This window comes from Streptomyces sp. NPDC014733 (assembly GCF_043083385.1).
GTDB lineage: Bacteria > Actinomycetota > Actinomycetes > Streptomycetales > Streptomycetaceae > Streptomyces.
The window spans coordinates 418,039-443,806 of the sequence record NZ_JBIBYO010000001.1; the positions used below are offsets into that span (position 1 = coordinate 418,039).

The following is a 25,768-nucleotide window of genomic DNA, read 5'->3' on the forward strand; positions in this document are numbered from 1 at the left end:
CGTCATGCCTTCCGGGTGTCCTTGCGGTACAGCCAGGCCGCGCCGCTCACGAAGAGCGCCAGATATACCAGGAGGACGGCGACGTCCTTCGGATGCGGTCCGCTGCCGCCCTCGATGGCGGTGCCCAGCGCGGCGTAGGCGTGGGTGGGGATGTAGTCGGCGAGGTTCTGCACCCACTGCGGCAGGATCGTCAGCGGCATCCACAGGCCGCCGAGGAAGGCCAGGCCGAAGTAGCAGAGCATGCTGATCGGGCGGACCGCGTCGCCGGTGGCGAGGTAGCCGATGGCGACGCCGAGGGCGGCGAAGACGAAGCTGCCGAGCCAGGTGGCCAGGGCGATGGCGGCCCACTGCCAGGGCTCCAGCCGGACGCCCTTGACGACCGCGCCGGCCAGCAGCACCAGCACGATCGACGGCAGGCTGACGGTGGCCGCCGCGGCGATCTTGGCGCCGACGTAGCCGTGGCCGGGCAGCGCGGTCAGCCGCAGCTGGCGTACCCAGCCCAGCTCGCGCTCCTTGGCGATCTGTTCGGCGTTGCCGAGGAGGACGGCGGTCATGGCGCCGAAGGCGGCCATGGCGACCATGTAGTACATCCCCATGTCGAGCTGCATCCCGGGCATCCGGCTGCCGCCCGCGCCGCCCGCGATGATCAGGTAGAGCCCCGGCGGATAGATCACCGAGAAGAACATGAACTTCTTGTTCCGCAGGGCGCGGCGGATCTCCAGCGTGATCAGGGTGGTCATCGTCCCGCCTCCCCGGCGGTGGTGGCGTCGGTGGCGGCGGTCAGCGCGAGGAACGCCTGCTCCAGGCCGAGCCCGGCGACCTCCAGGTTCCGCGGGTAGAGGCCGAGGCCGTAGACCGCGTGGACGGTCGCGTCGGCGTCGTGCGACTGGATGCGGACGGTGCGGCCGGAGACCTCCAGCGCGGTGAGGGCGGGCAGCGCGCGCAGCGCCTCGCCGTCCACGGTGCCGTCCAGGTCGAAGGCGATCCGGCGGGCCCCGGCGCGGGCCTTGATCTCGGTGGCGGTGCCGTCGGCGAGGACGGTGCCGCGGTGCAGCACGATCACCCGGTCGGCGATGGCGTCGGCCTCTTCGAGGTAGTGCGTGGCGAAGAGGACGGTGCGGCCCGCTGCCGCCTGGTCGCGCATGGTGCCCCAGAACGCCTGCCGGGCCGAGACATCCATACCGGTGGTCGGCTCGTCCAGCACGATCAGGTCGTTGGCGCCGGCGGTGGCGAGCGCGAAGCGGACGCGCTGCTGCTGGCCGCCGGAGAGCTTGCCGACCGTGCGGCCCGCGAGGTCGGTGAGGTCGGCGGCGCGCAGGATCTCGTCGAGCGGGTACGCGCGGGGGTGCAGGTCGCGGGCGAGGCCGACCAGTTCGCGGACCGTGACGCCCTGCATCAGGCCGCCGCTCTGCAGCATCGCGCCGACCCTGCCCCGGGCGATGGCCCGCTGCGGGGTGGTGCCGAAGAGGGCGACGGTGCCGGAGTCGGGGGTGCGCAGCCCGAGGAGCAGGTCGAGGGTGGAGGACTTGCCGGCGCCGTTGGGGCCGAGCAGGGCGACCGTCTCGCCCGGGTGCAGCTCCAGATCGATACCGTCCACGGCGCGCACCGTGCCGTACCGCTTGGTGACCCCGCGGAAACTCACCACGGGGGCCTGATCCGTCCGGCGCGCGGCGGCCGGGACGGCGGTTGAGGTTGTCGTCATGCCGTCAAGTGTCGCGGCCGGAGGGGGCCCGGCGGCAGTGCCGGCTGTCCGCGGTCCGCCATGACATCTGTCATGGGCGAGGCCCCCGGGAAGGCTCCGGTGGGAGCCGTCGCGGGGGCCTCGGGGCGAGGGTGACGGGCCGTCAGCCCGCGCCGATGGTCTGCACCCGCTCGGCGGGCGTGGTGCCCTGGAGCGCCATCTGCACGGCGCTGGCCACCTCGGCGGGGGTGACCGGCTTCTTGCTGCCGTCGCCCTTGGTCAGCAGGACGCCGTTGAAGGTGTCGCCGTAGAGCGCCTGGAGGGCGTCCCTGTCGTAGTACGGGACGAGGCTGCCGTCGGCGCCCGGCCGGAAGGAGAGGAACTTCGGGATGGACTTCTCCGGGCTGAACGACACGGTGTGCGCGGCGTCCGTGCGGACGGTGATCAGGCCGGACATGGCGGGCTCGGCGAACTGCTTGAGCGCGCGGTCCACCGCCTCCTTGGAGACCCGCGGCTCCTGCGTCGAGGCGGCCAGCGTCAGCGTGGGCTGGGTGCCGGTGGCGACCCGCTCGCGGTAGGCGTCGGCCACCTTCTTCTTGGACGCGGCGACGTCGACGGCCTTGTGGGGCTTGCCGTAGTGCGGGACGGCCTTGCCGCCGGAGAAGGTGATGCCGCCCTCGCCCGGCTGCGCACCGCCGGAGCCGCCGGCGACCTGCCGCAGCGCGACCTCCAGCTTCTCGTCGTCGGTGGTCATCGCGGGCTGCGCGGTACGGGCGACGCCGAAGAGCGAGCCGATGACGGAGACCGGGTTGTAGTCCCGGCCGGAGGCGTTGCGGACGGTGGCCTGCACATCGACGCCCAGGCCCGCCTTGACCGGGTCGAGGCTCTGCTCGGCGCCGTCGACGGTGAGCTTCAGCGGCTGGTCGGTACGGTCCTTGAGCGCCGTCTCCAGCTTCTTGACGGCCTCGTCCTTGGCCTGTCCGCCGATGGGCACGCCGAGCGCGGTGGTGTTGTTGGGCACGTCGGCGTGGTCGAGGAGCAGCCCGGCGCCGTAGGCGACCGCGGCGAGGACGACGACTCCGGCGCCCGCCAGGACCAGCTTGTTGCGGCCCTTCTTCTTCGGCGGGTTGATCGGCTCGGGGATCTTCGGCAGCGGCGCCGGGGCCGCGGCCTCGCCGCCCTTGCCGGCGCCCGACGGGCCGTCGGTGGCCGGGACCTTCGGGATGCCGCCGACGAGCGTGTCACCGGAGAGCTGACCGCCGGAGCGGGGCCCGGAACCCTTGGGGCCCTTGGCCGGCGCGGACTTCGGGCCGCCGGCCGGACCCGCGGCGAGGCCGCCGGTGATCCCGGCCGGGGCACCGGCGCCCCCGGCCGGCGCGGCGCCGTCGGCACCCGGGTCGCTGAAGCCGGGCGGCAGGGTGACCGCGCTCCTGCCGCGGGCGGGCCCGGTGGTGGGGCCGCTGGGCGCCTTCGCCGCGGGGGTGTCGAACGGGCTCAGGTCACCGGCGGGCGCGTCGAACGGCGAGGCGGCGCCGGGCGCCGGGGCGTCGAACGGCGAGGGCTCGCGGGCCGGACGGCCGCCGCCGTCGAAGGGCGAGAGACCGAGCGGGTCGCCACCGGACGGCTCGGCGCCACCGGCCGGGGCGTCCGAGAAGTACGGCAGGTCGGGCCGGGACGGCGCGGCGCCGCCCGCGTCCGGCGCACCGGGCGCACGGTGCGAGCCGGTGGTGGACGAGGCGCCGGGCGCGGGGTGCGAGCCGGTCGTCGAGGAGACGTCGGGCGCCGGGTGCGCGCCCGTCGTGGACGAGGCGCCGGGCGCCGGGTGCGCGCCCGTCGTCGAGGACGCGCTCTGGCCCTTGCGCGGGGCGAACCAGGAACTGGTGCCCTCGCCGGAGCCGGACGGGGCGCCGGGCCGGGCCGCCGCGCCGCCGGGGCGCTGGGCGGCGGGCGAGCGGCGCGGCAGCCGGGGCGGGGCGCCCGCGTCGTCCGCCGCCGCGTCGGGAGCGGGCGCGGCGCCCTCCCCTGACGTGCCGTTCGCTCCGGTCGCCGCACTCATGCCGGACTCCTCACCCACGGGCTTGCGCACGACGACGGGCGGGATGGGCCGCGAGCCCGGAATGTTGATCTTGATCCGCGTCGTCAGCGTGGTCTCGGTCTTCTGCTCCTCCGGCTGCGCGGCGGCACCGGTCGCCACCTCACCTTCTCCCCTGGGGGTGCCGTACGGCGGCGTACCCGAGGGATAGACGGCGTTGCCCCGGCCCTGGGGGCCGGAGGACGAACTGTCAGATTCACGACTCAAAGCAGGTTCTCCCGGTTGGCTCCGCCGCTCGTCAGAGGTGATCTCGGGTCTCGTCCCGGGGGGCGCCCCGAGGGCGGCGCGGCGGCGCGCACCACCATACTGGCCGCCGCACAGGGGTACCTGTGGAGCGCGGGAAGACCACGACGACGAGGGAACCCCCGGCGCACGGCCGACTCACCCCGTACGCCACGGCTTATGTACAGGTATGGGCCCCGTGATCAGGCGGCCCGGCCGGGCGGTGCGCCCAGCGCACGCCGCTGCGCCACGGTGGCGCAGATCACAGCCACGAGGATCCCGCCCAGCAGGAAGAGGTACGAGCCGAGCCCGGCGCCGAAGAGGAAGTCACCCTCCGGACGGGTGGTGCCCAGCAACAGGAAGACGGTGACGAGCCAGGCGGCGCCCGGCACCAGCACCCCGGAAACGGTCTCGGTGGCCCGCCCGCCGCCGTAGAGCAGACCGGTGAGCCCGGCCAGCGCCAGCAGCAGTCCGCCGGGGAACCACGCGGCCTGCAGCAGCGCTCCGGCGGGCGCGACCAGCACCCCGCCGATCAGCAGCAGGACGTACAGCGCGATCCGGCCCGGCGTCACCGGCCGGGCCATCGCCGCCACGGCGCCGCCGCCCGCGCCGGGCCCGGCGGGGCGCACCCCGGAACCACCCGCGCGGGAACGCGGGGTGCCGTTCTTCTTCTCCTCGCTCATGCGCCCGCCTCCCGGTGGCCGTCGGTGGAGTGCGGGCCGGTGGTGTCGCCGGAGGTTCCCGCGAAGAGGTCGTCCTCCCGGCCGCCGGCCGCCGGGACCGGCGTGCCCCGGACGAGCCGGTAGTACTCGGTGCCGAAGAGCGGCTGCCCGAGGTCGTTGGAGAGGGCGAAGAACGGGCCGTCGACCACGATCTGGGTGGCGTGCGCCCGCATCGCGGCGGTCTTCGCCGCGCGGTGCGCCTCCGTGCCCGCGATCTCCGCGGTGACCTCGTCGTCCGCCACGACGCCGGGGATGTCGTCGACGGCGGCGATGCCGGGGAAGGAACGGTCCGCGGCGCGCAGGGCCGCGAAGCCCTTCTCGACCTCCGAGCGCGGACTGCAGTTCCAGTAGATCTTTTCGATCGCACACGGTGCGCCGAGGTCGGGCCGGAACGCGCCGTCGGCGGCCAGCTCCGCGGCGCGCATCGCGACCCGGTGCGCCTGGATGTGGTCGGGGTGGCCGTAGCCGCCGTCGGGGTCGTAGGTCACCAGGACCTGCGGGCGGACCTCGCGGACCACGGCGACGAGGGGGGCGGCCGCCTCGTCGACCGGCGTCGCCCAGAAGGCGCCGGGGCGGTCGTTCTGCGGGGCTCCCCGCATCCCGGAGTCGCGGTAGCGTCCCGCGCCGCCCAGGAAGCGGTGGTCGGCGACGCCGAGCGCGGCCATCGCCGCGGCCAGCTCGCCGACGCGGTACGGGCCGAGGGTGTCGTCCCGGTCGGGCGCCAGATGCGCCAGCTCGGGCGGGATGACCTCGCCCTCCTCGCCGCGGGTGCAGGTCACGAGCGTGACGTGGGCGCCCTCGGCGGCGTACCTGGCCATCGTGACGCCGTTGTTGATGGACTCGTCGTCCGGGTGCGCGTGCACCAGCAGCAGACGGCGGGGCCGGTCGGCGCCGGGGGGCGCGGGCGGGGTGGGGGCGGGCTCCGTCATGGGAACAGCCTACGAGCCCGGGGCCGGCGCCCGGCACACGCGCCCGGCGGCCGCCGCGGCGCCGGGGCACCGCGCACGCCGGTGCCCCGGCGGAGGCGGGTGCGGACATGCCGCCGCCCGGCCCCGGGGCGTGGTCCGGAGGCCGGGCGGCGGCGCGGGCGGTGTTCGCAGGCCCTACGCGCTGTACGTCAGAATTTGATACCCCCGAGCATCCCGGCGACGTTCGTCGTCAGCTGCTTGATCGTCGGGGCCACGGACGAGCTGGCGAGATAGAAGCCCAGCAGCATGCACACAAACGCATGCCCGCCCTTCAGCCCGGCCTTCTTGACCAGCAAGAAGACGATGATCGCCAGCAGCACCACCGCCGAAATCGAGAGTGCCACGGCGGTTCACCTCCAAGTACGCACGGACCTGACAGTTATGAGGGCGCCGGGCCGTCGTCACAGCCCAACTCCCGCGTGTGCAAAGGGCTCTTTACCCCGTACCCACCACGCGCAAGGGATCATAACTTTCCGCGCGCGCGCATATGTCGGTGCACGGGAGCAGACGAGGGGCGCACGCCGGATTCGCTGCTGCGACGAGTGGTGTTCCGGGCCGCCGGACGGGCGGTGTGCCGAGTTCCGTCCACGGAGCGGACGGACGCCATAGGCTCGGGCCCATGACCGGACAGTCCGACTCCGTGCCCTTTCCGCGCCAGCACGCCCGTACGCAGCGCTTCACCCTGGGCGCGCCACGCGGCTACACCGTCTCGCCGGACGGCGCCCGCGTCGTCTTCCTCCGCTCCGGCTCCGGCACCGACCGGGCCCAGCGGCTGTGGGTCCTCGACGTCGCCGAGGGCCGGGAGTTCACCGCCGCCGATCCGCTCGCCCTGCTGTCCGGCGCCGAGGAGGAGCTGTCGGCGACCGAACGGGCCCGCCGGGAGCGCACCCGGGACGGCTCGGCGGGCGTCGTCGGCTACGCGGTCGACGCGGCGGTCGAGGTGGCGGCGTTCGCCCTGTCGGGCCGCCTGTTCGCCGCCGAGCTGCGGGCCGGCACCGCACGCGAACTCCCCGCCACGGGCACGGTCGTCGACCCGCGCCCCTCCCCCGACGGCCGGTACGTGGCGTACGCCGCGGACGGCGCGCTGCGGGTGGTGCGGGCCGACGGCGAAGGCGACGACCGGGCGCTGGCCACCCCGGACGGGCCCGAAGTGACCTGGGGGCTGGCGGAGTTCATCGCCGCGGAGGAGATGGGCCGCCACCGCGGCTTCTGGTGGGCGCCGGGGAGCGACCGGCTGCTGGCCGCACGGGTCGACACCACACCGGTGCGCCGCTGGTGGATCGCCGACCCGGCACACCCGGACCGGCGGCCCGCCGAGGTCCCGTACCCGGCGGCGGGCACCCCCAACGCCGAGGTGACGCTGGCCTTCCTGGGCCTCGACGGCTCCCGGACGGACGTGGTGTGGGACCGCGAGCGGTTCCCCTACCTCGCGCGGGTGCACTGGTCGGCGGCGGGCCCGCCGCTGCTGCTGGTCCAGAGCCGCGACCAGCGCACCCAGCGGTACCTGGCGGTCGACGGGGCCACGGGCGCGACGCGCACGGTGCACGAGGACACCGACCCCGCGTGGACGGAGCTGATCCCCGGCTCCCCGGCGTGGACGCCGGACGGGCGGCTGGTCCGGGTCGCGGACACCCCGGACGGCGCGGAGCCGGGCGCGCGGCGGCTGTTCGCCGGGGACCGGGCGCTGACCGCGGCGCCGCTGCACGTCCGCGCGGTGCTGGACGTCGGCGAGGACGACATCCTCTTCGCGGCGAGCGGCCCGGAGATGCACGACATCGGCGTCCACCGGGTACGCCACCGCGGTGACGGCCCGGCGGCGGTGGAGCGGATCGGCGCCCGGCCGTACCCGACGGTGACGTCGGCGGTCCGCGGCGGCGACGTGGTGGTGCTGACGCAGGCGAGTCTGGCGCGGCCCGGGGCCTCGGTCGAGGTGGTGCGGCTGGGCGCGGACGGCGCCGAGGAGTCCGTCGCGGCGATCGGCTCGTATGCCCAGCAGCCGGTGCTGACCGCGCGGCCGCGGCTGGTTCTCGCCGGGGAGCGGGATATTCCGTGCGCCGTGCTGCTGCCGGAGGGCTACACGGAGGGCGACGGTCCGCTGCCGGTGCTGATGGATCCGTACGGCGGGCCGCACGGACAGCGGGTGGTCGCGGCGCACCACGCCCATCTGACGTCGCAGTGGTTCGCGAACCAGGGCTTCGCGGTGATCGTCGCGGACGGCCGGGGCACCCCGGGCCGCTCCCCCGCGTGGGAGAAGTCCATCTCCCGGCGGGTGGCGGAGCTGGCGCTCCAGGACCAGGTGGACGCCCTGCACGGGCTGGCCGGCCGCTTCCCGCTGGATCTGACGCGGGTCGCGATGCGCGGCTGGTCGTTCGGCGGCTACCTCGCGGGACTGGCCGCGCTGCGCCGCCCGGACATCTTCCACGCGGCGGTGGTCGGCGCCCCCGTCAGCGACCTGCGGCTCTATGACACGCACTACCAGGAGCGCTATCTGGGCCGCCCGGACGAGGAGCCGGCGGTGTACGCGGCGAACTCGCTGCTCACGGACGAGGGGCTGTCCGGGGCGCGGGAGCCGCACCGTCCGATGATGGTCATCCACGGGCTGGCGGACGACAACGTCGTGGTGGCGCACTCCCTGCGGCTCTCCTCCGCCCTGCTGGCGGCCGGCCGGCCGCACGAGGTGCTGCCGCTGTCCGGCGTGACCCACATGACGCCGCAGGAGCAGGTCGCGGAGAACCTGCTGCTGCTCCAGGTGGACTTCCTGAAGCGGTCGTTGGGCCTCGCCGACGCGGGCTGACGGACCCGGCGCCCCCCACGCCCCGAGAGTCTGTTTTCGGCCACCGCGCGCGGATGGCGTACGGTCGGTGACCCAGGATGTGCCGGGGGTGACGTTCGCCCTCCGGACGGCTCGCGGCACCCCCGCAGCCGTACGCAGTTCAGGCAGGCGCGTCCGTATATCGGTGAAGCGACGGTCAAGTTGCCGTCGCGTTACGGCGATTGAACGGCTTATGTCCGTTATTCCGTACATCTCGGTGGAGTGTCAAGCACGCCCTTGCGTCGATCTGCGCAATCTTCGCTCAAGAAGCGAACGACCTGCGCATCAGCGCACCCGATCCCCTTGACTCCGCCATAAATCACTTGCGAAAGTCCGCTCATCCAGCGGTGCGACCGGCGCCGCTTCACGTTCCAAGAGAACTCGGCGCGGGGGCACTTCGCGATGACTAGTCCATCCCAGACCGCGGCTGCACAGTCCGATTCCCCAGGGCTGGAGCCGGAGGGTCTGAAGAAGGAGAAGAACCGCAAGGGCGGTGAGCTCGTCGGCCGTTCCCCCGGCCAACTGATGTGGGCGCGGTTCAAGCGGGACCGCACCGGCATGTTCTGCGGCATCGTCGTCCTGGCGTTCTTCGTCATCTCGGCGCTCGCCCCGGTCATCGCCTCGCTGTACGGCAAGGACCCCTACACGTTCTACTCCAACAGCGACCCGAACCTCCTCGACGAGTTCGGTTTCCCGTCCGGCCCGAACGGCGGCGTCTCCGGCGACTTCTGGTTCGGCATCGAGCCCCAACTCGGCCGTGACCTCTTCACCCAGCTGCTGTACGGCATGCGGACCTCGCTGGGCATCTCGGTCGCCGTAACGATTCTGGTGGTCATCACCGGCACCATCCTGGGTGTCACCGCCGGCTACCTCGGCGGCCGCACCGACTACTGGCTCGGCCGGGTCATGGACTTCCTGATGGCCTTCCCCAGCCAGCTGACGTTCGTGGCGTTCATGCCCGTCGTCGTGGCGCTCTTCGTCCCGCCGGGCGACGAGACCCCCACCTACATCCGTGTGGTGGCGCTGATCCTCGTCCAGTGGGCACTGGGCTGGATGGGTCTGGCGCGACTCCTGCGCGGTCAGGTCCTCTCGCTGCGCGAGCGGGAGTTCGTCGAGGCCGCGAAGATCACCGGCGCCTCGCCCTGGCGGATCATCCGCAAGGAGCTGCTGCCGAACGTGGTCACCCCGATCCTGGTCCAGAGCACCTACATGCTCCCGCTGTTCGTGACCGCGGAGGCGGGCCTGTCCTACCTCGGCGTCGGCATCATGGAGCCGACCCCCGACTGGGGCCGCCTCTTCCGCACCGCGGGCAACATCTACGAGAGCGACCCGACCTTCCTGCTCTTCCCCGGCGCCGCGATGGTCATCTTCGTCCTCTGCTTCAACCTGCTCGGGGACTCGGTCCGGGACGCCTTCGACCCCAAATCCGGGCGCTGATCGTCCATTTGAGGGGGGTCGCTGTCGCCCCCGCACCGGGCTCCCACCGGGAACGTCGGACAGCACTTCAGGACACCAAACTGACAGGCAGGTGCTTGACCTCATGAACGCACTCTCCACGCGCAGAGCACGCGCGGCGATAGTGGCCCTCGCGGCCGGTTCGCTCGCACTCACCGGCTGCAGCGCCGGCAGCGGAAACGACAAGGACAAGTCCCAGACGGACGCCGACGCGGCGTCCCAGGCGGACAGCGTCCCGCTCGGCACCGCGGCCGACTCGGCCGGCCCGGCCAAGGAGGTCAAGGGCGCCAAGTCCGGCGGCACCATCCGCGTCTACCAGCGTGACAGCTACAACCACCTGGACCCGGCGCAGATGTACGTCAGCGACATGAAGTCGCTCTCGCAGCTGATCTTCCGCGGGCTCACCAGCTTCCAGCAGGACGACAGCGGCAAGCAGAAGGTCGTCGGCGACCTCGCCACCGACGCCGGGCAGATGTCCGACGGCGGCAAGACCTGGAAGTACACGCTCAAGGACGGCATCAAGTTCGAGGACGGCACGCCGATCACCTCGAAGGACATCCGCCACACCATCGAGCGCACCTACGCGAAGTTCATCACCGACGGCCCCACCTACATCCAGCAGTGGCTGTCGGGCGGCGGCACCACCTACCGCAAGGCGCTGCCGGACGGCCCGTACAAGGGCGACCACCTGCCGAAGACCGTCCTGGACACCCCGGACGAGAAGACCATCGTCTTCCACTTCAAGCAGCCCCAGTCGCAGCTGCCCTACGCGCTGACCATGCCGGGCTACAGCGTGGTCCCGGACGGCGCCAAGGACACCAAGGACAACTACGACGTCAAGCCGGTCACCTCCGGCCCGTACAAGATCGCGTCGTTCAAGGCCGGCAAGTCCATGCAGCTGGTGCGCAACACCAACTGGGACCCGAAGACCGACTCGATGCGGCACCAGTACCCGGACGGGTACAACATCACCTTCAACCACCAGGCGTCGGACTCCACCAAGCGCCTGATGGCCGACCAGGGCGAGGCCAAGAACGCCATCAGCCTCACCAACGCGGTCGAGCCCACGACGACCAAGCAGGTGCTGGACAACCCCAGCGCCAGCAAGCGTCTGGTGCAGGGCTACCAGCCCTACGTGTGGCAGATGAACTTCAACATGGACCGCCTCAAGGACAAGAAGATCCGCGACGCGATCACCTACGCGCTGCCCAGCAGCCAGATCGTCCGCGTCAACGGCGGCAGCTACGGCGGCGAGGTCGCGGGCGGTCTGCTCGCCCCCACCGTCGCGGGCTACGAGAAGGGCTACGACCCCTACGGCAAGCTCTCGCACCCCAACGGTGAGCCGGAGAAGGCCGCGAAGCTGCTGAAGGAGGCCGGCAAGAAGGGCATGAAGCTCGTCTACGCCTACTCCAACACCGAGGCGCGCCAGAAGGAGGCCGTCCTCATCGAGGACGCGCTGAACAAGGCCGGCTTCAACGTGCAGAAGAAGGAGGTCGACGCGGCCTCCTGGTACCAGCAGATGGGCAAGGTCGACAACGGCTTCGACATCTACATGACCGGCTGGGGCCAGGACTGGCCGGACGCCTCCACGGTGATCCCGCCGTCGTACGACGGCACCACCATCCAGGACGGCTCGTCGAACTACTCGCACGTCAACGACAAGCACGTGAACGAGGAGATCGCCCGCATCAGCAAGATCGCTGACGCGAAGAAGGCGACCGAGGAGTGGCAGAAGCTGCACCACTACATCGTGGAGAAGGTCAACCCGGCAGCCCCGGTCTTCTACACCAAGACGCTGCAGCTCTACGGCTCGAACATCGGCGGCGCCCGTTACAACAACGACGTCAGCTACATCGACCCGAACACGCTCTTCCTCAAGAAGTAAGCGTCCGGAAGGCACTCCGGAGAGCGCGCGCACGGCGGAGCGCGCGCTCTCCGGGGCCTTCTCCGCCACCCTCATCGCCCACAGCCGCCGCCGTCCTGAGAGCAGCGAACTGTCATGCTTCCCTTTCTATTTCGCCGGACGTTCGGCGCGATCGTCACCCTCATCCTGCTGAGCGCCGTCACCTTCTTCGTGTTCTTCGCGGTCGGCGACCCGGCCCTGATGGCCTGCGGTAAGAACTGCACCGCCGACAACATCGCCCTGATCCACCAGAACCTCGGCCTCGACAAGCCCCTGCCGACGCAGTACTGGGACTTCCTCTCCGGCATCTTCGTCGGCCGCGACTACAGCATCGGGCACTGCAGCGCCCCCTGCTTCGGCTACTCGTTCGCCACCAAGCAGGACGTCTGGGCGACGATGGTCGACCGGCTGCCCACCACCGCCTCGCTGGCCCTCGGTGGCGCCGTGGCGTTCCTCGTCATCGGCATCGGTGCCGGTCTGCTCGCCGCGTGGAAGCGCGGGACCTTCCTGGACAAGGCCGTCACCAGCATCTCGATGGTCCTCAGCTCGGTGCAGATCTACATCCTCGGCCCCATCGTCCTGGGCATCTTCGTCTACAGCGGCATCATGGACTCGCCGAAGTACGTGGACCTGACCAGCAATCCGGCCGGCTGGTTCATGGGCCTGCTGCTGCCGTGGCTGGTGATGTCGACGATCTTCACCGCGCAGTACACCCGTATGTCCCGCTCGACGATGATCGAGCAGCTCCAGGAGGAGCACGTCCGCACCGCCAAGGCGAAGGGCATGCCGGCGCGTTACGTCTTCCTCCGCTACGCCTGGCGCGGTTCGCTGATCCCCATCGTCACCATCCTCGGCATGGACCTGAGCTCGCTGTTCGGCGGCGCCATGATCACCGAGTTCACCTTCTCGCTCGCCGGTATCGGCCGGCTGGCGATCGACTCCGTCACCACCCTCGATCTGCCCATGGTGCTGGGCGTGATGCTCTTCAGCGCCGCCCTGATCCTGGTGTTCAACATCATCGTGGACGCGGCGTACGCCTTCATCGACCCGCGCGTGCGCCTGTCCTAGGAGAGCCTGAAGTGACCACACTCCCCACGACCGAAGGCACACCGGCCCCGACCGGGTCCGACCCCTTCCTCTCCGTGCGCGACCTGCACGTGCGGTTCTCCACGGAGGACGGCATCGTCAAGGCGGTCGACGGCCTCTCCTTCAACCTGGAACGCGGCCAGACCCTCGGCATCGTCGGTGAGTCGGGCTCCGGCAAGTCCGTCACCAACCTCGCCGTCCTGGGACTGCACAACCCCAAGTCGACGGCGATCAGCGGCGAGATCCGGCTGGACGGCCAGGACCTGACCGGGGCCCGGGAGAAGACCCTGGAGAAGCTCCGCGGCAACAAGATGGCGATGATCTTCCAGGACGCGCTGACCGCCCTGTCGCCGTACTACACGGTCGGGCGGCAGATCGCCGAGCCGTTCATGAAGCACACCGGCGCCTCCAAGCGCGAGGGCCGCCAGCGCGCCATCGAGATGCTGACCAAGGTCGGCATCCCGCAGCCGAACCTGCGGGTGGACGACTACCCGCACCAGTTCTCCGGCGGTATGCGTCAGCGCGCGATGATCGCGATGGCGCTGGTCTGCAACCCCGAGCTGCTGATCGCGGACGAGCCGACGACCGCGCTGGACGTCACCGTCCAGGCGCAGATCCTCGACCTCCTCAAGGATCTCCAGCAGGAGTTCGGCTCCGCGATCATCCTGATCACCCACGACCTCGGTGTGGTCGCGGACGTCGCCGACGACCTGCTGGTGATGTACGCGGGCCGGGCCGTGGAACGCGGCTCGGTCAAGGAGATCCTGACGCAGCCGCAGCACCCTTACACCTGGGGTCTGCTCAGCTCCATGCCGCGGCTGTCCTCCGACGTCAGCGAGGCGCTGTACCCGATCCCCGGGTCGCCGCCGAGCCTGCTGAACCCGCCGTCGGGCTGCGCCTTCCACCCGCGCTGCGCCTTCCCCGCCGAGGTCGCCGGCGGGCTGTGCACCGAGCAGCGCCCGGCGCTGCCGGACGGGCGGGCCGCCGCCTGCCACCTCGGTGCGGAGCAGCGCCAGACCTTCTTCACCGAGCAGATCAAGCCCCGGCTGGGCTAGGGAGCCATCACCATGACAGACAACGTCACCCTCCCCTCGCCCCGGGGCGCCGTGCCCGCCGCGGGCGAGCCGCTGCTCGTCGCCGAGGGCGTCACCAAGCACTTCCCGATCTACGGCGGCTTCCCGTTCAAGCGGAAGGTCGGCGCCGTCAAGGCGGTCGACGGCGTCGACCTCACCGTCCACGCCGGCGAGAGCTTCGGTCTGGTCGGCGAGTCGGGCTGCGGCAAGTCGACCACCGGCCGGCTGCTGACCCGCCTGATGGAGCCGACCTCCGGCAAGATCACCTACGCGGGCCAGGACATCACCCGGGCCAAGCGCAAGGAGCTGGCGCCGGTCCGCTCCGAGATCCAGATGATCTTCCAGGACCCGTACGCGTCGCTGAACCCGCGGCAGACGGTGGGCACCATCATCGGCGGCCCGATGGAGATCAACGGGATCAACCCGCCCGGTGGCCGGGAGAAGCGGATCCGGGAACTGCTGGAGACCGTCGGGCTCAACCCGGAGCACTACAACCGCTTCCCGCACGAGTTCTCCGGCGGTCAGCGCCAGCGCATCGGTGTGGCGCGGGCGCTCGCCCTGGAGCCGAAGCTGATCGTCGCCGACGAGCCGGTCTCGGCGCTCGACGTCTCCATCCAGGCGCAGGTCGTCAACCTGCTCCAGGACCTCCAGCGGGAACTGGGCATCGCGTTCCTGTTCATCGCCCACGACCTGGCGATCGTGCGCCACTTCAGCCAGCGGGTCGCGGTGATGTACCTCGGCAAGGTCGTCGAGGTGGGCACCCGCGACGAGATCTACACCCGGCCGCGCCACCCGTACACCCACGCGTTGCTGTCGGCCGTCCCGGAGGCGAAGTTCACCGAGTCGGAGGACGAGGAGAAGCAGCGGATCCGGCTCGCCGGTGACGTGCCCTCGCCGGTCAACCCGCCGTCCGGCTGCCGGTTCCGTACGCGCTGCTGGAAGGCGCAGGACAAGTGCGCGACCGAGGAGCCGCCGCTGGTCCAGATCTCGGGCAACGAGGCGGGCCACCTGACGGCCTGCCACTTCCCGGAGGAGCCGACGATCGCGGCGCGCGGTGAGGACATCGTTCTCGACCCCGCACTGGCCGCGGTCGAGGAGGCAGCGCAGGAGGGCCCGGCGGACGACGCCGGCTCCTCCGGCAAGACCCTTTGACCCGGTCTCAACCGCCTCCGCTCGGAGCCGGAGCCCGCTTCCCACACCCCAGCTTCACGGGAGGCGGGCTCCGGCCTTTTCGCGGGCGGGCCAACTTCCGCCCGGCTCACGGGTCATGGGGCCGGGCCGGCGTCCGGCGTCCGGCGTCCGGCGTCCGGCGTCCGGCGTCCGGCCGGATTGTCAGTGGGGGGTGCGAGGATTTCCGCATGACCACCGACACGCCGTACGCGGCCGGGACGCCGCTTCCGGACACCGCACTCGACACCGTTCTCGCCGATCCCGCCCTGCTGCTCCGCGCCGATCGCGCGGAGCTCCGTGAGCAGGTGTCGTCGCAGCCGCACGCCGACGCCGCGGCGGAGGACGGCCGGGCCGTGTTCCGGCAGGCCGAGGCCATATTCGGCGGGGCGCCGGTGGTGCGCGCCGAGTTCGCGTCCTGGCTGCACTTCGCCGCCGTGGTGCTGGGCCGCACCGGGTACGCCGAGCGGATCGCGGCGGCCGAGCCCGGGATGCCGTGGCGTACGGAGTGGGCCTGGTGGCGGCCTGTCGGGCACCACACGGCGCACCCCAATCTCAGCGGCGACAGCGGCGCGATGGCCCGTGTCCACGAGGACCGGAAGCTGGTCGGAGTGGCCGGTATGTGGTGCCCGGACCGCTGGTTCGACCTGGTCACCGGCGCGCCGGTGGCAGCGCCTCCCGCGGGCGCCTCGCGGCGGCTGCACGCCGATGACGCCGGCGACGACCTCCCCTACCTCTTCGGTACGGACGACGAGGATCCCGCCCTGGCGGTGCCGCCCACCTGGGAGGAGCCCGAGCCGCTGGACGCCGAGGGCCGGTATCTCCTCCAGGAGGCGCGGGGCGTCGCCGTGGTGCGGGCCGATGCCGCCGTGTTGAAGTGCTGGCCGACCGGCGGCGCGTCGTACGCCTCCGCCGAGGGCGGCAGCCCGGGTGACGTGGACTCCCCGGAGGAGGGCCCGCTCACCGCCGCGCGGATGGACGACGCCTTCGGCCCGGACGGCGTGCGGCGCATACCGGAGGAGGAGCTGCCCGCCGCCCTGGAGCACGGCCCGACCCGGACGTTCCTGCGGGAGGTCGGGCTGCCCGCCTGGTGGGCCGGTGGCGTCTCCTCCTTCACCGCCGCCGAGGCCCTGCGGCCGCTGCCGGACGATGCCGAGCTGCTGGTCCTGGGCGTGTTCGAGCTGGCGTACGCCGAGACGGGCACGGTCTGCGTGCACCGCACCAGCGGCGAGATACGCCTGCTCCACACCGAGGGCGACACCACTCACCCGCCCTTCTTCTTCTCCCGGGATGCCGAGACGTTCACCGTGTTCCTGGAGTCCATGCGCCGCTACATGGGCGCGAGTTGGGATCCGTATCCGGACGAGGCGGGCGCGGAGTACGACTACGAGTCCCGGATGGCGGAGCTGGACCCGCAGGCCCTGGACGGGGAGGCGCCGTCCCGGGAGATCTGGGGCCATCTCTTCGCGACGATCACGGAGTTGGGCGTGTACGGGTACTGACGGCGGGGGCCGACCGGTGAGGTGCCGGGCGCCCGGAGCCGGGCGGCGCCCGCCCCGCCCTCACTCGCCCGGTACGACCCGTCGTTCCTCCGCGAAGTGGCAGGCCGAGGGGTGGGCCGCCGGGCCCGCGTCCGGGGTGGCGAAGCGGGGCGGGACCTCCAGCGGCGGGACCTGCCGGGCGCACAGCTCCTGGGCCTTCCAGCAGCGGGTGCGGAAGCGGCAGCCGGAGGGCGGGTCGGCCGGGGACGGCACGTCCCCGGCGAGCAGGATCCGGGCCCGGCTCTCCCGCGCCTCGGGGTCGGGCACCGGCACCGCGGAGAGCAGCGCCTGGGTGTAGGGGTGCGTGGGGTGGTCGTAGATCTGCTCGTCGGTGCCGGATTCGGCGAGCTTGCCGAGGTACATCACGGCGACGCGGTCGGAGATGTGGCGGACGACGGAGAGGTCGTGGGCGATGAAGACATAGCTGAGGTCGAAGGTGTTCTGGAGTCTCTCCAGGAGGTTGACGACCTGCGCCTGGACGGAGACGTCGAGGGCGGAGACCGGTTCGTCGGCGACGATGATCTCGGGGCGCAGGGCGAGGCCGCGGGCGATGCCGATGCGCTGGCGCTGGCCGCCGGAGAACTGGTGCGGATAGCGGTTGAGGTACTCCGGGTTGAGCCCGACGACGTCCAGTAGCTCCTGCACCTTGCGCCGCCGGTCACCCTTCGGCGCCACCTCCGGATGGATCTCGAAGGGCTCGCCGATGATGTCGCCGACCGTCATCCGCGGGTTCAGCGAGGTGTACGGGTCCTGGAACACCATCTGGATGTTGCGGCGCACGGCTTTGAGGGCGCGGCCGGACAGCTTGGTGATGTCCTCGCCGCGGTAGCAGATCTGTCCGGCGGTAGGGCGTTCCAGGCCGACCAGGAGTTTGGCGACGGTCGATTTGCCGCACCCCGACTCCCCCACGATGCCGAGGGTTTCGCCGCGGCGGAGGTCGAAGTCGATGCCGTCGACGGCCTTGACCGCGCCGATCTGCTTCTTGAAGAGGATGCCGCGGGTGAGCGGGAAGTGTTTGACCAGCCCCCGGATCTCCAGCACCGGTTCACCGCGTCCGGGCCCGCCGCCGGCCCCGCCCGCCACCGCCGCGGCCACCGGGCTCCCCGCGGCGGGGCCCGTCGCCGCGCTGCCCGCGGCGCTCCCGGCGGGGCCGCCCGGGGGGCGGGCGGTGGGGGGCGTGGGCAGCTCATCGGGCTCCATCGAGGGTCTCCTTCCAGAAGTGGCAGGCGCTGGTGCGGCCGGGGGCCACGTCGTGGAGCGGGGGCCGGTCGCGGCGGCAGATGTCCTGCGCGAGCGGGCAGCGGGGGTGGAAGGGACAGCCGGGTGGGATGGCGGTCAGGTTGGGCGGCAGGCCCTTGATGGCGTACAGCTCCCGGCCCTTGTGGTCCAGGCGCGGGATGGAGTCCAGCAGGCCGCGGGTGTAGGGGTGGGCGGGGGCCCGGTAGAGGTGGTGGACGGGGGCGGTCTCGACGATGCGTCCGGCGTACATGACGGCGATGGTGTCGGCGACGTCGGCGACCACGCCGAGGTCGTGGGTGATGAGGATGAGGCCCATGTGGTACTCGCGCTGGAGTTCCGCCAGCAGGTCCATGACCTGCGCCTGGACGGTGACGTCGAGGGCCGTCGTCGGCTCGTCCGCGATGATCAGGTCCGGCTCCAGAGCCAGCGCCATCGCGATCATGATGCGCTGGCGCATCCCGCCGGAGAACTGGTGCGGATAGTCGCCGACCCGGCTCTTCGCGGCCGGGATCTTCACCCGGTCCATCAGCTCGACGGCCTCGGCGCGGGCCGCCTTGCGGGACATCCCGCGGTGGACCTGGAACATCTCGCCGAGCTGGGCGCCGACGGACATCACCGGGTTCAGTGCGGAGAGCGCGTCCTGGAAGATCATCGCCATGCCGGTGCCGCGCACCCGGCGGCGTTCCTCGCGGCCGAGGGTGAGCAGGTCGCGGCCCCGGAAGCGGATCTCGCCGCCGGTGATGAAGCCGGGCGGGGAGTCGAGGATGCCCATGAGCGCCTGGGCGGTGACGGACTTGCCGGAGCCGGATTCGCCGAGGACGGCGAGGGTCTGCCCGGCGGCGACGCGGTAGCTGACGCCGTTGACGGCCTTGGCGATGCCGTCGCGGGTGCGGAACTCCACCTTCAGATCGCGGACGTCGAGCAGGGGCGGCCGGTCCGTGCCGGTGGCCTCGGGGCGGGGTGCGGTGGCGCTGTCGCTGCTGGTCATCTGCCCGCTCCTCAGCGCAGTTTGGGGTCGAGGGCGTCGCGGACCGCGTCGCCGAGCATGATGAACGCCAGCACCGTGATGCTCAGCGCCCCCGCCGGCCACAGCAGCATGTGCGGCGCGTTGCGGATGGAGGTGGAGGCGGCGGAGATGTCGATGCCCCAGGAGACGGTGGGCGGTTTCAGCCCGGCGCCGAGGAAGGACAGCGTCGCCTCCAGCGAGATGTACGTACCGAGCGCGATGGTCGCCACGACGATGACCGGTGCGACGGCGTTGGGCGCGATGTGCCGCAGCAGGGTGCGGGTGTTCCCGGCGCCGAGGGCGCGGGCCGCCTGGACGTAGTCGTTCTGTTTGGCGGTGACGACGGCGCCGCGGGCGATCCGGGCGATCTGCGGCCAGCCGAGCAGCACGATGAAGCCGACGACTGGCCAGACGGTGGAGCTGGTGACGACGGAGAGGAAGACCAGTCCGCCGAGGATGACGGGGATGCCGAAGAAGATGTCGGCGAGCCGGGAGAGCAGCGTGTCCCACCAGCCGCCGAAGAACCCGGCGAACCCGCCGAGGAGGCCACCGAGCAGCGCGGCGCCGGCGGTGGCGCAGATGCCGACGGTGATGGAGGCGCGGGCACCGTAGACGACGCGGGTGTAGACGTCGCGGCCCTGGGTGTCGTAGCCGAACGGATGGCCGGGCTCCGGTCCCGACTGGGCCTTGGCGAGGTCGGCGCGGTACGGGTTGCCGTCCGCGATCAGCTGCGGCCAGACCGCGATGACCAGCAGGAACAGGATGATCAGCGCGGAGATCAGAAAGACCGGGTTGCGGCGCAGGTCGTGCCAGGCGTCGCTCCACAGGCTGCGGGGTTTGCCGGTGGGGGCGCCGCCGGGTCCGGCGCCGGGGGTGCGTTCCAGGGATTCGGCCTCGCCGATGGCGAGCGCGGCGGGTCCGCCGTCGCCGTGGGTGATGGCCTCTTTGGGCGCGTAGGGGTCAGGCATAGCGGATCCTCGGGTCCAGGACCGCGTAGAGCAGGTCGACGATCAGGTTGGCGACGAGGAAGACCAGCACGAGGATGGTCACGAAGCCGACGACGGTGGGGGAGTTCTGGCGCAGGATGCCCTGGTAGAGCTGGAATCCGACGCCGTGGATGTTGAAGATCCGCTCGGTGACGATCGCGCCGCCCATGAGCGCGCCGATGTCGGTGCCGATGAAGGTGACCACCGGGATCAGGGAGTTGCGCAGCAGATGGCGGGTGACGACGCGGCGGCGCGGCAGCCCCTTGGCGACGGCGGTGCGGACGTAGTCGGCGCGGGCGTTCTCCGCGAGGGAGGTGCGGGTGAGCCGGGTGACGTAGGCGAGGGAGACCAGCGCCAGGACGAGTCCGGGGAGCAGGAGTTCGTTCAGCGGGGCTTCGCTGGAGACGGCGGGTTTGACCCAGTTCCATTTCACGCCGAAGAGATATTGCAGGACGTAGCCGCTGACGAAGGTGGGGATGGAGACCACCACGAGGGTGAAGATCAGCACGGTGGTGTCGACGGTGCGTCCGCGCCGCAGTCCGCTGAAGACGCCGAGGACGATTCCGGCGACCATTTCGATGACGATGGCGACGAGGGTGAGCCGCAGGGTGACGGGAAAGGCGGCGCCCATGAGTTCGGTGACAGGCTGGCCGTTGAAGGCGATGCCGAAATTCCCCTGGAAGATCTGCGCCATGTAGTGCAGATACTGCTTCCACAGCGGCTGGTCGAGATAGAGGTCGGCGCGGATCTGGGCGGCGGTGGCCGGGTCGGGTGCCCGGTCGCCGAAGAGTGCGGCCACCGGGTCGCCCAGCGCGTACACCATGAGGAAGATCAGGAGCGTGCTGCCGATGAACACTGGGATCATCTGGAGCAGCCGCCGGATCACATAGCGTCCCATGAGGGCTCCGGGTTCTGGGTCAGTGGACCGTGATCTCGTTGTAGACGGGAACGCTGAAGGGGTTCAGCGACACATCGGAAATCCGGTCGGAGTAGCCGCCGTTGCCGTTCTGGTACCAGAGCGGAATGGTCGGCATGTCCGTGGCGAGGATGCGCTCGGCGTCCTGGAATTTCTTGATGGTTTCCGTGCGGTCCGTCGCGGCATTCGCCTCGTTGACGAGTTTGTCGAATTTCGGGTTGCTGTATCTGCCGTCGTTGGACGATGCGTGGGAGTAGTACAGCGGTTGGAGGAAGTTCTGGATGAGCGGGTAGTCCATCTGCCAGCTGGCGCGGAACGGGCCCGACATCTTTTCGGAGCTGATGCGGTTGCGGAAGTCGGCGAAGGTGCCGACGGGGGCGCCGACGCACGCCTTGTCGCTTCCGAGGGCGTTGTTGATGTTGTTGCAGATCGCGTCGACCCAGTCCTTGTGGGAGCCGGTGTCGGCGTTGTAGGCGATGGTCATATGACCGCCGGGGAGACCGCCGCCCGCCTTGATCAGCGCTTTCGCCGTGTCGGGATGGAACTCGCAGGCTTCGCCGCAGATACCGTTCTGGAAGCCGCCCTTGGCGCCGAGGACGGGTGAGGTCCAGTCGGTGGCGGGGGTGCGGGTGTTCCGGAAGATCTCCTCGGTGATCGAGGCACGGTCGATCGCCATGGAAATGCCGCGGCGGAGCTTGGCGCCGTTCTTCCCGTTCCACCGCTTGTCGTACATCGGATAGGTGAGGGTCTGGATGACGCCCGCGGGCTCGTTGAGATAGCGGCCGCCGAGGTCGGCGCGGACGTTCTTGAGCTGGGTGGCGGGAATGTCGTCGACGAGGTCGAGGTTGCCCGCCTGGAGATCGGTGTAGGCGGTGTTGTTGTCGGTGTAGACCTGGAGGTCGATCCCGCCGTTCCGGGCTTTGTCGGCGCCCGGGTACTGTTCCCATTTCCGCAGCTTCATCACGGAGCCCTTGGTGTAGGACTCCACCGCGTACGGACCGTTGCCGACGGGTTTCTTCACCCAGGCGTCGTGATGGCTGTAGAAGGTCTTCGGCAGCGGCATGAAGGCGGTGTAGCCGAGGGTGTCGGGCCAGCTGGAGAATTTCTGGTTCAGCGCGACGGTGAATTTCGTGGGGCTGACGACCTTGAGGCCGGAGAGGGTTTTCGCCGTCGGTCTGCCGTGGTCCGGGTGGACCGCGTCGAAGCCCTCGATGTACTGGAAGAACGGTGCGTTCTTCTGCCGGTGGTCGAGCAGCGCGCCGTAGTTCCAGGCGTCCACGAAGGAGTGCGCGGTGACCTTCTCGCCGTTGCTGAAGGTCCAGCCGGGCTTGAGGGTGACGGTGTAGTGCCGGGAGTCGGTGGTCTCGATCCGGTCCGCGATGACGTTCTCCGCGGCGCCGGTCCTCGGGTTGTACCGCTTCAGCCCCCGGAAGATCATTTCGAGGACCTTGCCGCCCTGGACCTCGTTGGTGTTGGCCGGTTCGAGGGGGTTCTGCGGGTCACCCCAGGAGGAGCTGACGATGCCGGCGGCACCCGATCCACGGGTGTCGACCCCGCCGCCGCAGGCGGTCACCACCAGGGCGACGGACACGGCACACACGCCCCACTGCGCGCGCTTGGCTCCCCGCATGCGGTGCCTCCTCAGCTCTCCGGCCGCCCGTAAACCACATAAGAGCCCAAAGCGGAAAGTGCTGCACTCCGGCGGCCCTGCGCATTGCTCCGTGGGGCGCGGAATCCGCCCATGTGCGCGGCGACCGGGCGGCGGGGCGATCGGGTGTACGGACACCCGGCGGCCCCGGCTCCGCTCCCCCGGCCATCCGCCGGAGCGCCGTCCCCTCACCCGTCCGGCCGCTGGCCCCGGGCCCCGGACGGCTCAACCGGCCGCCCCGGCGCCCGGCGCTCCCGGCGTCCCTTCCCCTCCGCGCGCGTCCGCGTACGCCCCCGCGCACTCCGGGGCGTGGGCCGCGCTGTCCGGAAAGGCCCCTTTCGCCGCCGGTGGCGCTGTGCTGCGATGTGGCGATGGAACAGCGGGTGCGCGAGGGATACAAGGGCAGTGGGCCGGGACCGATCACCCCGGACGGCTGCGCCGTCGAGCTGTACGAACGGCTGCCGGTGGGTGCGGAGCCGGACATCATCGCGGGCGCGGTACGCCCCGCGTCCAGCATTCTCGAACTGGGCTCCGGCGCCGGGCGGATGACACATCCACTGGTCCACCGCGGCTTCGCGGTCACCGCCGTGGACGAGTCCCCGCAGATGCTGGAACGTATCAGCGGCGCCGGGACGGTCCGCAGCACCATCGAGGAGCTGGCCCTGGACGCCCGCTTCGACGTCGTCCTGCTCGCCTCGTTCCTCGTCCACGCGGCGGGCCCGGGCGTGCGCGAGGGGATCCTGGCGACCTGCCGCCGCCATGTGAAGGACGACGGCTGTGTGCTCATCCAGCGCGAGGGACCCGGCCGGCACGAAGGTCTCCCGGCCGAGCGCCGCGTCGACGGCGGGCTGATCCGGGTGGTCTCCTCCGAGCCGGTGCGCCCGGGCGTGCGCTCGGTGCACGTGGAGTACGACTTCACCGACGCGCGCTGGACACAGACGTTCCTCTCCTGCCCGCTGACCGACGAGGCGTTCGACGCGGCCCTGGCGCAGGCCGGGCTCGGCGTCGACCGCTACCTCACCGCCGACCGCACCTGGGTCCGGGCCGTCCCGCGCGACAACTGACCGGGGACGGCCGCGCGGCCGTCCCCGCACACGCCTCGGGCCGGTCCCCGCGCGCTTCGCGGGGACCGGCCCGAAGCCGTACGCGGTGGAGCTACGCCGCGCCCACCACGTCCCGGACCTCCGCGAAGTGGCAGGCCGACGGGTGGGCCGCCGGGGACGCCCCGTCGCGGAAGCGGGCCGGTACGGCCAGCTCCGGCGTCTCGGTCGCGCACCGCTCCTCGGCCTTCCAGCAGCGGGTGCGGAAGCGGCAGCCGGAGGGCGGGTCGGCCGGGGACGGCACATCGCCGGTGAGGATGATCCGGTCGCGGCCCTCGCGCGCCTCGGGGTCGGGCACCGGCACCGCCGACAGCAGCGCCTGGGTGTACGGATGCGTGGGGTGGTCGTAGATCTCGGCGTCGGTGCCGATCTCCGCCATCCGCCCCAGGTACATCACGCCGACCCGGTCGGAGATGTGCCGGACGATCGACAGGTCGTGGGCGATGAAGAGGTAGCTGAGGTCGTACTCCTTCTGGAGCCGGGCCATCAGATTGACCACCTGCGCCTGGACGGAGACGTCGAGCGCCGAGACCGGCTCGTCGCAGATGATGATCTCCGGGTTGAGCGCCAGGCCGCGGGCGATGCCGATGCGCTGGCGCTGGCCGCCGGAGAACTGGTGCGGATAGCGGTTGAGGTACTCCGGGTTGAGCCCGACGACGTCCAGCAGCTCCTGCACCTTGCGCCGCCGGTCACCCTTCGGCGCCACCTCCGGATGGATCTCGTACGGCTCGCCGATGATGTCGCCGACCGTCATCCGCGGGTTCAGCGAGGTGTACGGGTCCTGGAACACCATCTGGATGTTGCGGCGCACCGCCTTCAAGGCGCGCCCCGACAGCTTGGTGATGTCCTCGCCGCGGTAGAAGACCTCACCGGCGGTGGCCCGCTCCAGGTTCATCAGCAGCTTGGCGACGGTGGACTTGCCGCAGCCCGACTCCCCCACGATGCCGAGGGTTTCGCCCCGGTAGAGGTCGAAGGAGACGCCGTCGACCGCCTTGACCGCGCCGACCTGCTTCTTCACCAGCACACCGCGGGTCAGCGGGAAGTGCTTGACGAGGCCGCGGACCTGGAGGATCGGCTCACGGCCGTCTGCCGCGACCGCCTTGACCGGCTCAGCCATGGACCGTCTCCTTCCAGAAGTGGCAGGCGCTGCGGCGGCCTTCGCCGAGGGTGTGCAGCGCCGGGGTGTCGGTACGGCAGAGGTCCTGCGCCTTGGGGCAGCGCGGGTGGAAGGCGCAGCCCTGCGGGATGTTCAGGAGGTTGGGCGGCAGGCCCTTGATCGCGTACAGTTCCCGGCCCTTGTGGTCCAGGCGCGGGATGGAGTCCAGCAGCCCGCGGGTGTACGGGTGCGCCGGGTTCTTGTACAGCTCGTGGACGGGCGCGGTCTCCACGATCCGGCCCGCGTACATCACCGCGATCTTGTCGGCGACGTCCGCGACGACGCCGAGGTCGTGGGTGATGAGGATGAGGCCCATGTGGTACTCGGCCTGCAACTCCGCCAGCAGGTCCATGACCTGCGCCTGGACGGTGACGTCGAGGGCCGTCGTCGGCTCGTCCGCGATGATCAGGTCCGGCTCCAGGGCCAGCGCCATCGCGATCATGATGCGCTGGCGCATCCCGCCGGAGAACTGGTGCGGGAAGTCGCCCGCCCGGCTCCTGGCGGCCGGGATCTTCACCCGGTCCATCAGCTCGACGGCCTTGGCCAGCGCCGCCTTCTTGGACAGGCCCTGGTGGACGCGGAACATCTCGCCGAGCTGGTAGCCGACGGTCAGTACCGGGTTGAGCGAGGAGAGCGCGTCCTGGAAGATCATCGCGATCTTGGCGCCGCGCAGCCGGCGGCGGGCGTCGGCGGACATCGCGAGCATGTCCTCGCCCCGGAAGCGGATCTCGCCGCGCGGGATCTTCGCCGGAGGCATGTCCAGGATGCCCATGATCGCCTGGGCGGTGACGGACTTGCCGGACCCGGACTCGCCGAGCACGGCCAGCGTCTCGCCCGCCGACACGCTGTAGTTGACGCCGTTGACAGCCTTGACGACGCCGTCGCGGGTGTGGAATTCCACGTGCAGATCGCGGACCTGGAGCAGCGGCGTGTCCGCCTGCTGCCCGGCGCGCGGCGCGGGGACGGCCTGCTTCTTCTCGGTGGTCATGTACGCC

Annotated in this window: 21 protein-coding genes; 8 read left to right on the top strand and 13 right to left on the bottom strand. The window is 71.3% G+C overall.

Annotated features, from left to right (window positions below; genetic code table 11):
* Window positions 1–2 precede the first annotated feature (2 nt).
* The 6 genes from ACF1BH_RS01860 to ACF1BH_RS01885 all read right to left on the bottom strand — a co-directional run bounded on the left by ACF1BH_RS01860 (window position 3) and on the right by ACF1BH_RS01885 (window position 6,029).
* Entirely contained in the window at window positions 3–740 is a 738-nt protein-coding gene (locus tag ACF1BH_RS01860) for an ABC transporter permease (protein ID WP_391640413.1), read from the bottom strand.
* Window positions 737–1,702 carry an ABC transporter ATP-binding protein gene (locus tag ACF1BH_RS01865; protein ID WP_391640414.1) on the bottom strand — a complete coding sequence of 322 codons (966 nt, stop codon included), beginning with the start codon at window positions 1,700–1,702 and terminating at the stop codon, window positions 737–739. The genes ACF1BH_RS01860 and ACF1BH_RS01865 overlap by 4 nt, the downstream gene beginning before the upstream one ends.
* A 142-nt stretch (window positions 1,703–1,844) precedes the next feature.
* On the bottom strand, window positions 1,845–3,980 hold the full coding sequence (locus ACF1BH_RS01870; RefSeq protein ID WP_391640415.1) for a hypothetical protein: 2,136 nt from the start codon (window positions 3,978–3,980) through the stop codon (window positions 1,845–1,847).
* Window positions 3,981–4,198: 218 nt separating this feature from the next.
* Complete coding sequence (locus tag ACF1BH_RS01875) at window positions 4,199–4,678, bottom strand: DUF6113 family protein (protein ID WP_391640416.1); 480 nt, start codon at window positions 4,676–4,678, stop codon at window positions 4,199–4,201.
* Complete coding sequence (mshB, locus tag ACF1BH_RS01880) at window positions 4,675–5,646, bottom strand: N-acetyl-1-D-myo-inositol-2-amino-2-deoxy-alpha-D-glucopyranoside deacetylase (RefSeq protein WP_391640417.1); 972 nt, start codon at window positions 5,644–5,646, stop codon at window positions 4,675–4,677. Before mshB ends, ACF1BH_RS01875 begins: the two co-directional genes overlap by 4 nt.
* A 188-nt stretch (window positions 5,647–5,834) precedes the next feature.
* Window positions 5,835–6,029 (bottom strand): hypothetical protein, encoded by a 195-nt coding sequence (locus tag ACF1BH_RS01885; RefSeq protein WP_030287173.1) that lies wholly within the window; start codon window positions 6,027–6,029, stop codon window positions 5,835–5,837.
* Window positions 6,030–6,304: 275 nt separating this feature from the next.
* Here ACF1BH_RS01885 and ACF1BH_RS01890 point away from each other — a divergent pair, with 275 nt between their 5' ends.
* The 7 genes from ACF1BH_RS01890 (at window position 6,305) to ACF1BH_RS01920 (ending at window position 16,683) form a co-directional block, all read left to right on the top strand.
* Window positions 6,305–8,479 (top strand): prolyl oligopeptidase family serine peptidase, encoded by a 2,175-nt coding sequence (locus ACF1BH_RS01890; RefSeq protein WP_391640418.1) that lies wholly within the window; start codon window positions 6,305–6,307, stop codon window positions 8,477–8,479.
* 420 nt (window positions 8,480–8,899) lie between these two features.
* Window positions 8,900–9,934 (top strand): ABC transporter permease, encoded by a 1,035-nt coding sequence (locus ACF1BH_RS01895; protein WP_391640419.1) that lies wholly within the window; start codon window positions 8,900–8,902, stop codon window positions 9,932–9,934.
* A 103-nt stretch (window positions 9,935–10,037) separates the two neighbouring features.
* On the top strand, window positions 10,038–11,837 hold the full coding sequence (locus ACF1BH_RS01900) for an ABC transporter substrate-binding protein (protein WP_391640420.1): 1,800 nt from the start codon (window positions 10,038–10,040) through the stop codon (window positions 11,835–11,837).
* A gap of 114 nt (window positions 11,838–11,951) precedes the next feature.
* On the top strand, window positions 11,952–12,923 hold the full coding sequence (locus tag ACF1BH_RS01905; RefSeq protein ID WP_391640421.1) for an ABC transporter permease: 972 nt from the start codon (window positions 11,952–11,954) through the stop codon (window positions 12,921–12,923).
* An 11-nt stretch (window positions 12,924–12,934) separates the two neighbouring features.
* Window positions 12,935–13,996: an ABC transporter ATP-binding protein gene (locus ACF1BH_RS01910; protein ID WP_391640422.1), complete on the top strand. Its 1,062-nt coding sequence runs from the start codon at window positions 12,935–12,937 to the stop codon at window positions 13,994–13,996.
* A 12-nt stretch (window positions 13,997–14,008) separates the two neighbouring features.
* Window positions 14,009–15,166 carry an ABC transporter ATP-binding protein gene (locus ACF1BH_RS01915; protein WP_391640423.1) on the top strand — a complete coding sequence of 386 codons (1,158 nt, stop codon included), beginning with the start codon at window positions 14,009–14,011 and terminating at the stop codon, window positions 15,164–15,166.
* Between the two features lie 206 nt (window positions 15,167–15,372).
* Window positions 15,373–16,683, top strand: a complete 1,311-nt coding sequence (locus ACF1BH_RS01920; RefSeq protein WP_391640424.1) for an SUKH-4 family immunity protein — start codon at window positions 15,373–15,375, stop codon at window positions 16,681–16,683.
* Between the two features lie 60 nt (window positions 16,684–16,743).
* Here the strand turns inward: ACF1BH_RS01920 and ACF1BH_RS01925 are convergent, their stop codons facing one another.
* The 5 genes from ACF1BH_RS01925 to ACF1BH_RS01945 are packed head-to-tail and all read right to left on the bottom strand — an operon-like array spanning window position 16,744 to window position 22,499.
* Window positions 16,744–17,922 carry an ABC transporter ATP-binding protein gene (locus ACF1BH_RS01925; protein WP_391640425.1) on the bottom strand — a complete coding sequence of 393 codons (1,179 nt, stop codon included), beginning with the start codon at window positions 17,920–17,922 and terminating at the stop codon, window positions 16,744–16,746.
* Complete coding sequence (locus ACF1BH_RS01930) at window positions 17,909–18,949, bottom strand: ABC transporter ATP-binding protein (protein ID WP_391640426.1); 1,041 nt, start codon at window positions 18,947–18,949, stop codon at window positions 17,909–17,911. The genes ACF1BH_RS01925 and ACF1BH_RS01930 overlap by 14 nt, the downstream gene beginning before the upstream one ends.
* Before the next feature lie 11 nt (window positions 18,950–18,960).
* Window positions 18,961–19,935 (bottom strand): ABC transporter permease, encoded by a 975-nt coding sequence (locus ACF1BH_RS01935; protein ID WP_391640427.1) that lies wholly within the window; start codon window positions 19,933–19,935, stop codon window positions 18,961–18,963.
* A complete protein-coding gene (locus ACF1BH_RS01940) occupies window positions 19,928–20,851 on the bottom strand; it encodes an ABC transporter permease (protein WP_391640428.1) in 924 nt (307 codons plus the stop codon). Before ACF1BH_RS01940 ends, ACF1BH_RS01935 begins: the two co-directional genes overlap by 8 nt.
* A 19-nt stretch (window positions 20,852–20,870) precedes the next feature.
* The gene (locus ACF1BH_RS01945) at window positions 20,871–22,499 is read right to left on the bottom strand and encodes an ABC transporter substrate-binding protein (RefSeq protein WP_391640429.1); all 1,629 of its coding nucleotides are present in this window, start codon (window positions 22,497–22,499) and stop codon (window positions 20,871–20,873) included.
* A 389-nt stretch (window positions 22,500–22,888) separates the two neighbouring features.
* On the opposite strand from ACF1BH_RS01945, the gene ACF1BH_RS01950 reads away from it, so the two are divergent.
* On the top strand, window positions 22,889–23,581 hold the full coding sequence (locus ACF1BH_RS01950; RefSeq protein WP_391640430.1) for a class I SAM-dependent methyltransferase: 693 nt from the start codon (window positions 22,889–22,891) through the stop codon (window positions 23,579–23,581).
* 91 nt (window positions 23,582–23,672) lie between these two features.
* Here ACF1BH_RS01950 and ACF1BH_RS01955 read toward each other — a convergent pair whose 3' ends face one another.
* Both ACF1BH_RS01955 and ACF1BH_RS01960 read right to left on the bottom strand, forming a co-directional pair.
* Window positions 23,673–24,734 carry an ABC transporter ATP-binding protein gene (locus ACF1BH_RS01955; protein ID WP_391640431.1) on the bottom strand — a complete coding sequence of 354 codons (1,062 nt, stop codon included), beginning with the start codon at window positions 24,732–24,734 and terminating at the stop codon, window positions 23,673–23,675.
* The gene (locus ACF1BH_RS01960) at window positions 24,727–25,761 is read right to left on the bottom strand and encodes an ABC transporter ATP-binding protein (protein ID WP_391640432.1); all 1,035 of its coding nucleotides are present in this window, start codon (window positions 25,759–25,761) and stop codon (window positions 24,727–24,729) included. Before ACF1BH_RS01960 ends, ACF1BH_RS01955 begins: the two co-directional genes overlap by 8 nt.
* Window positions 25,762–25,768: the final 7 nt, after the last annotated feature.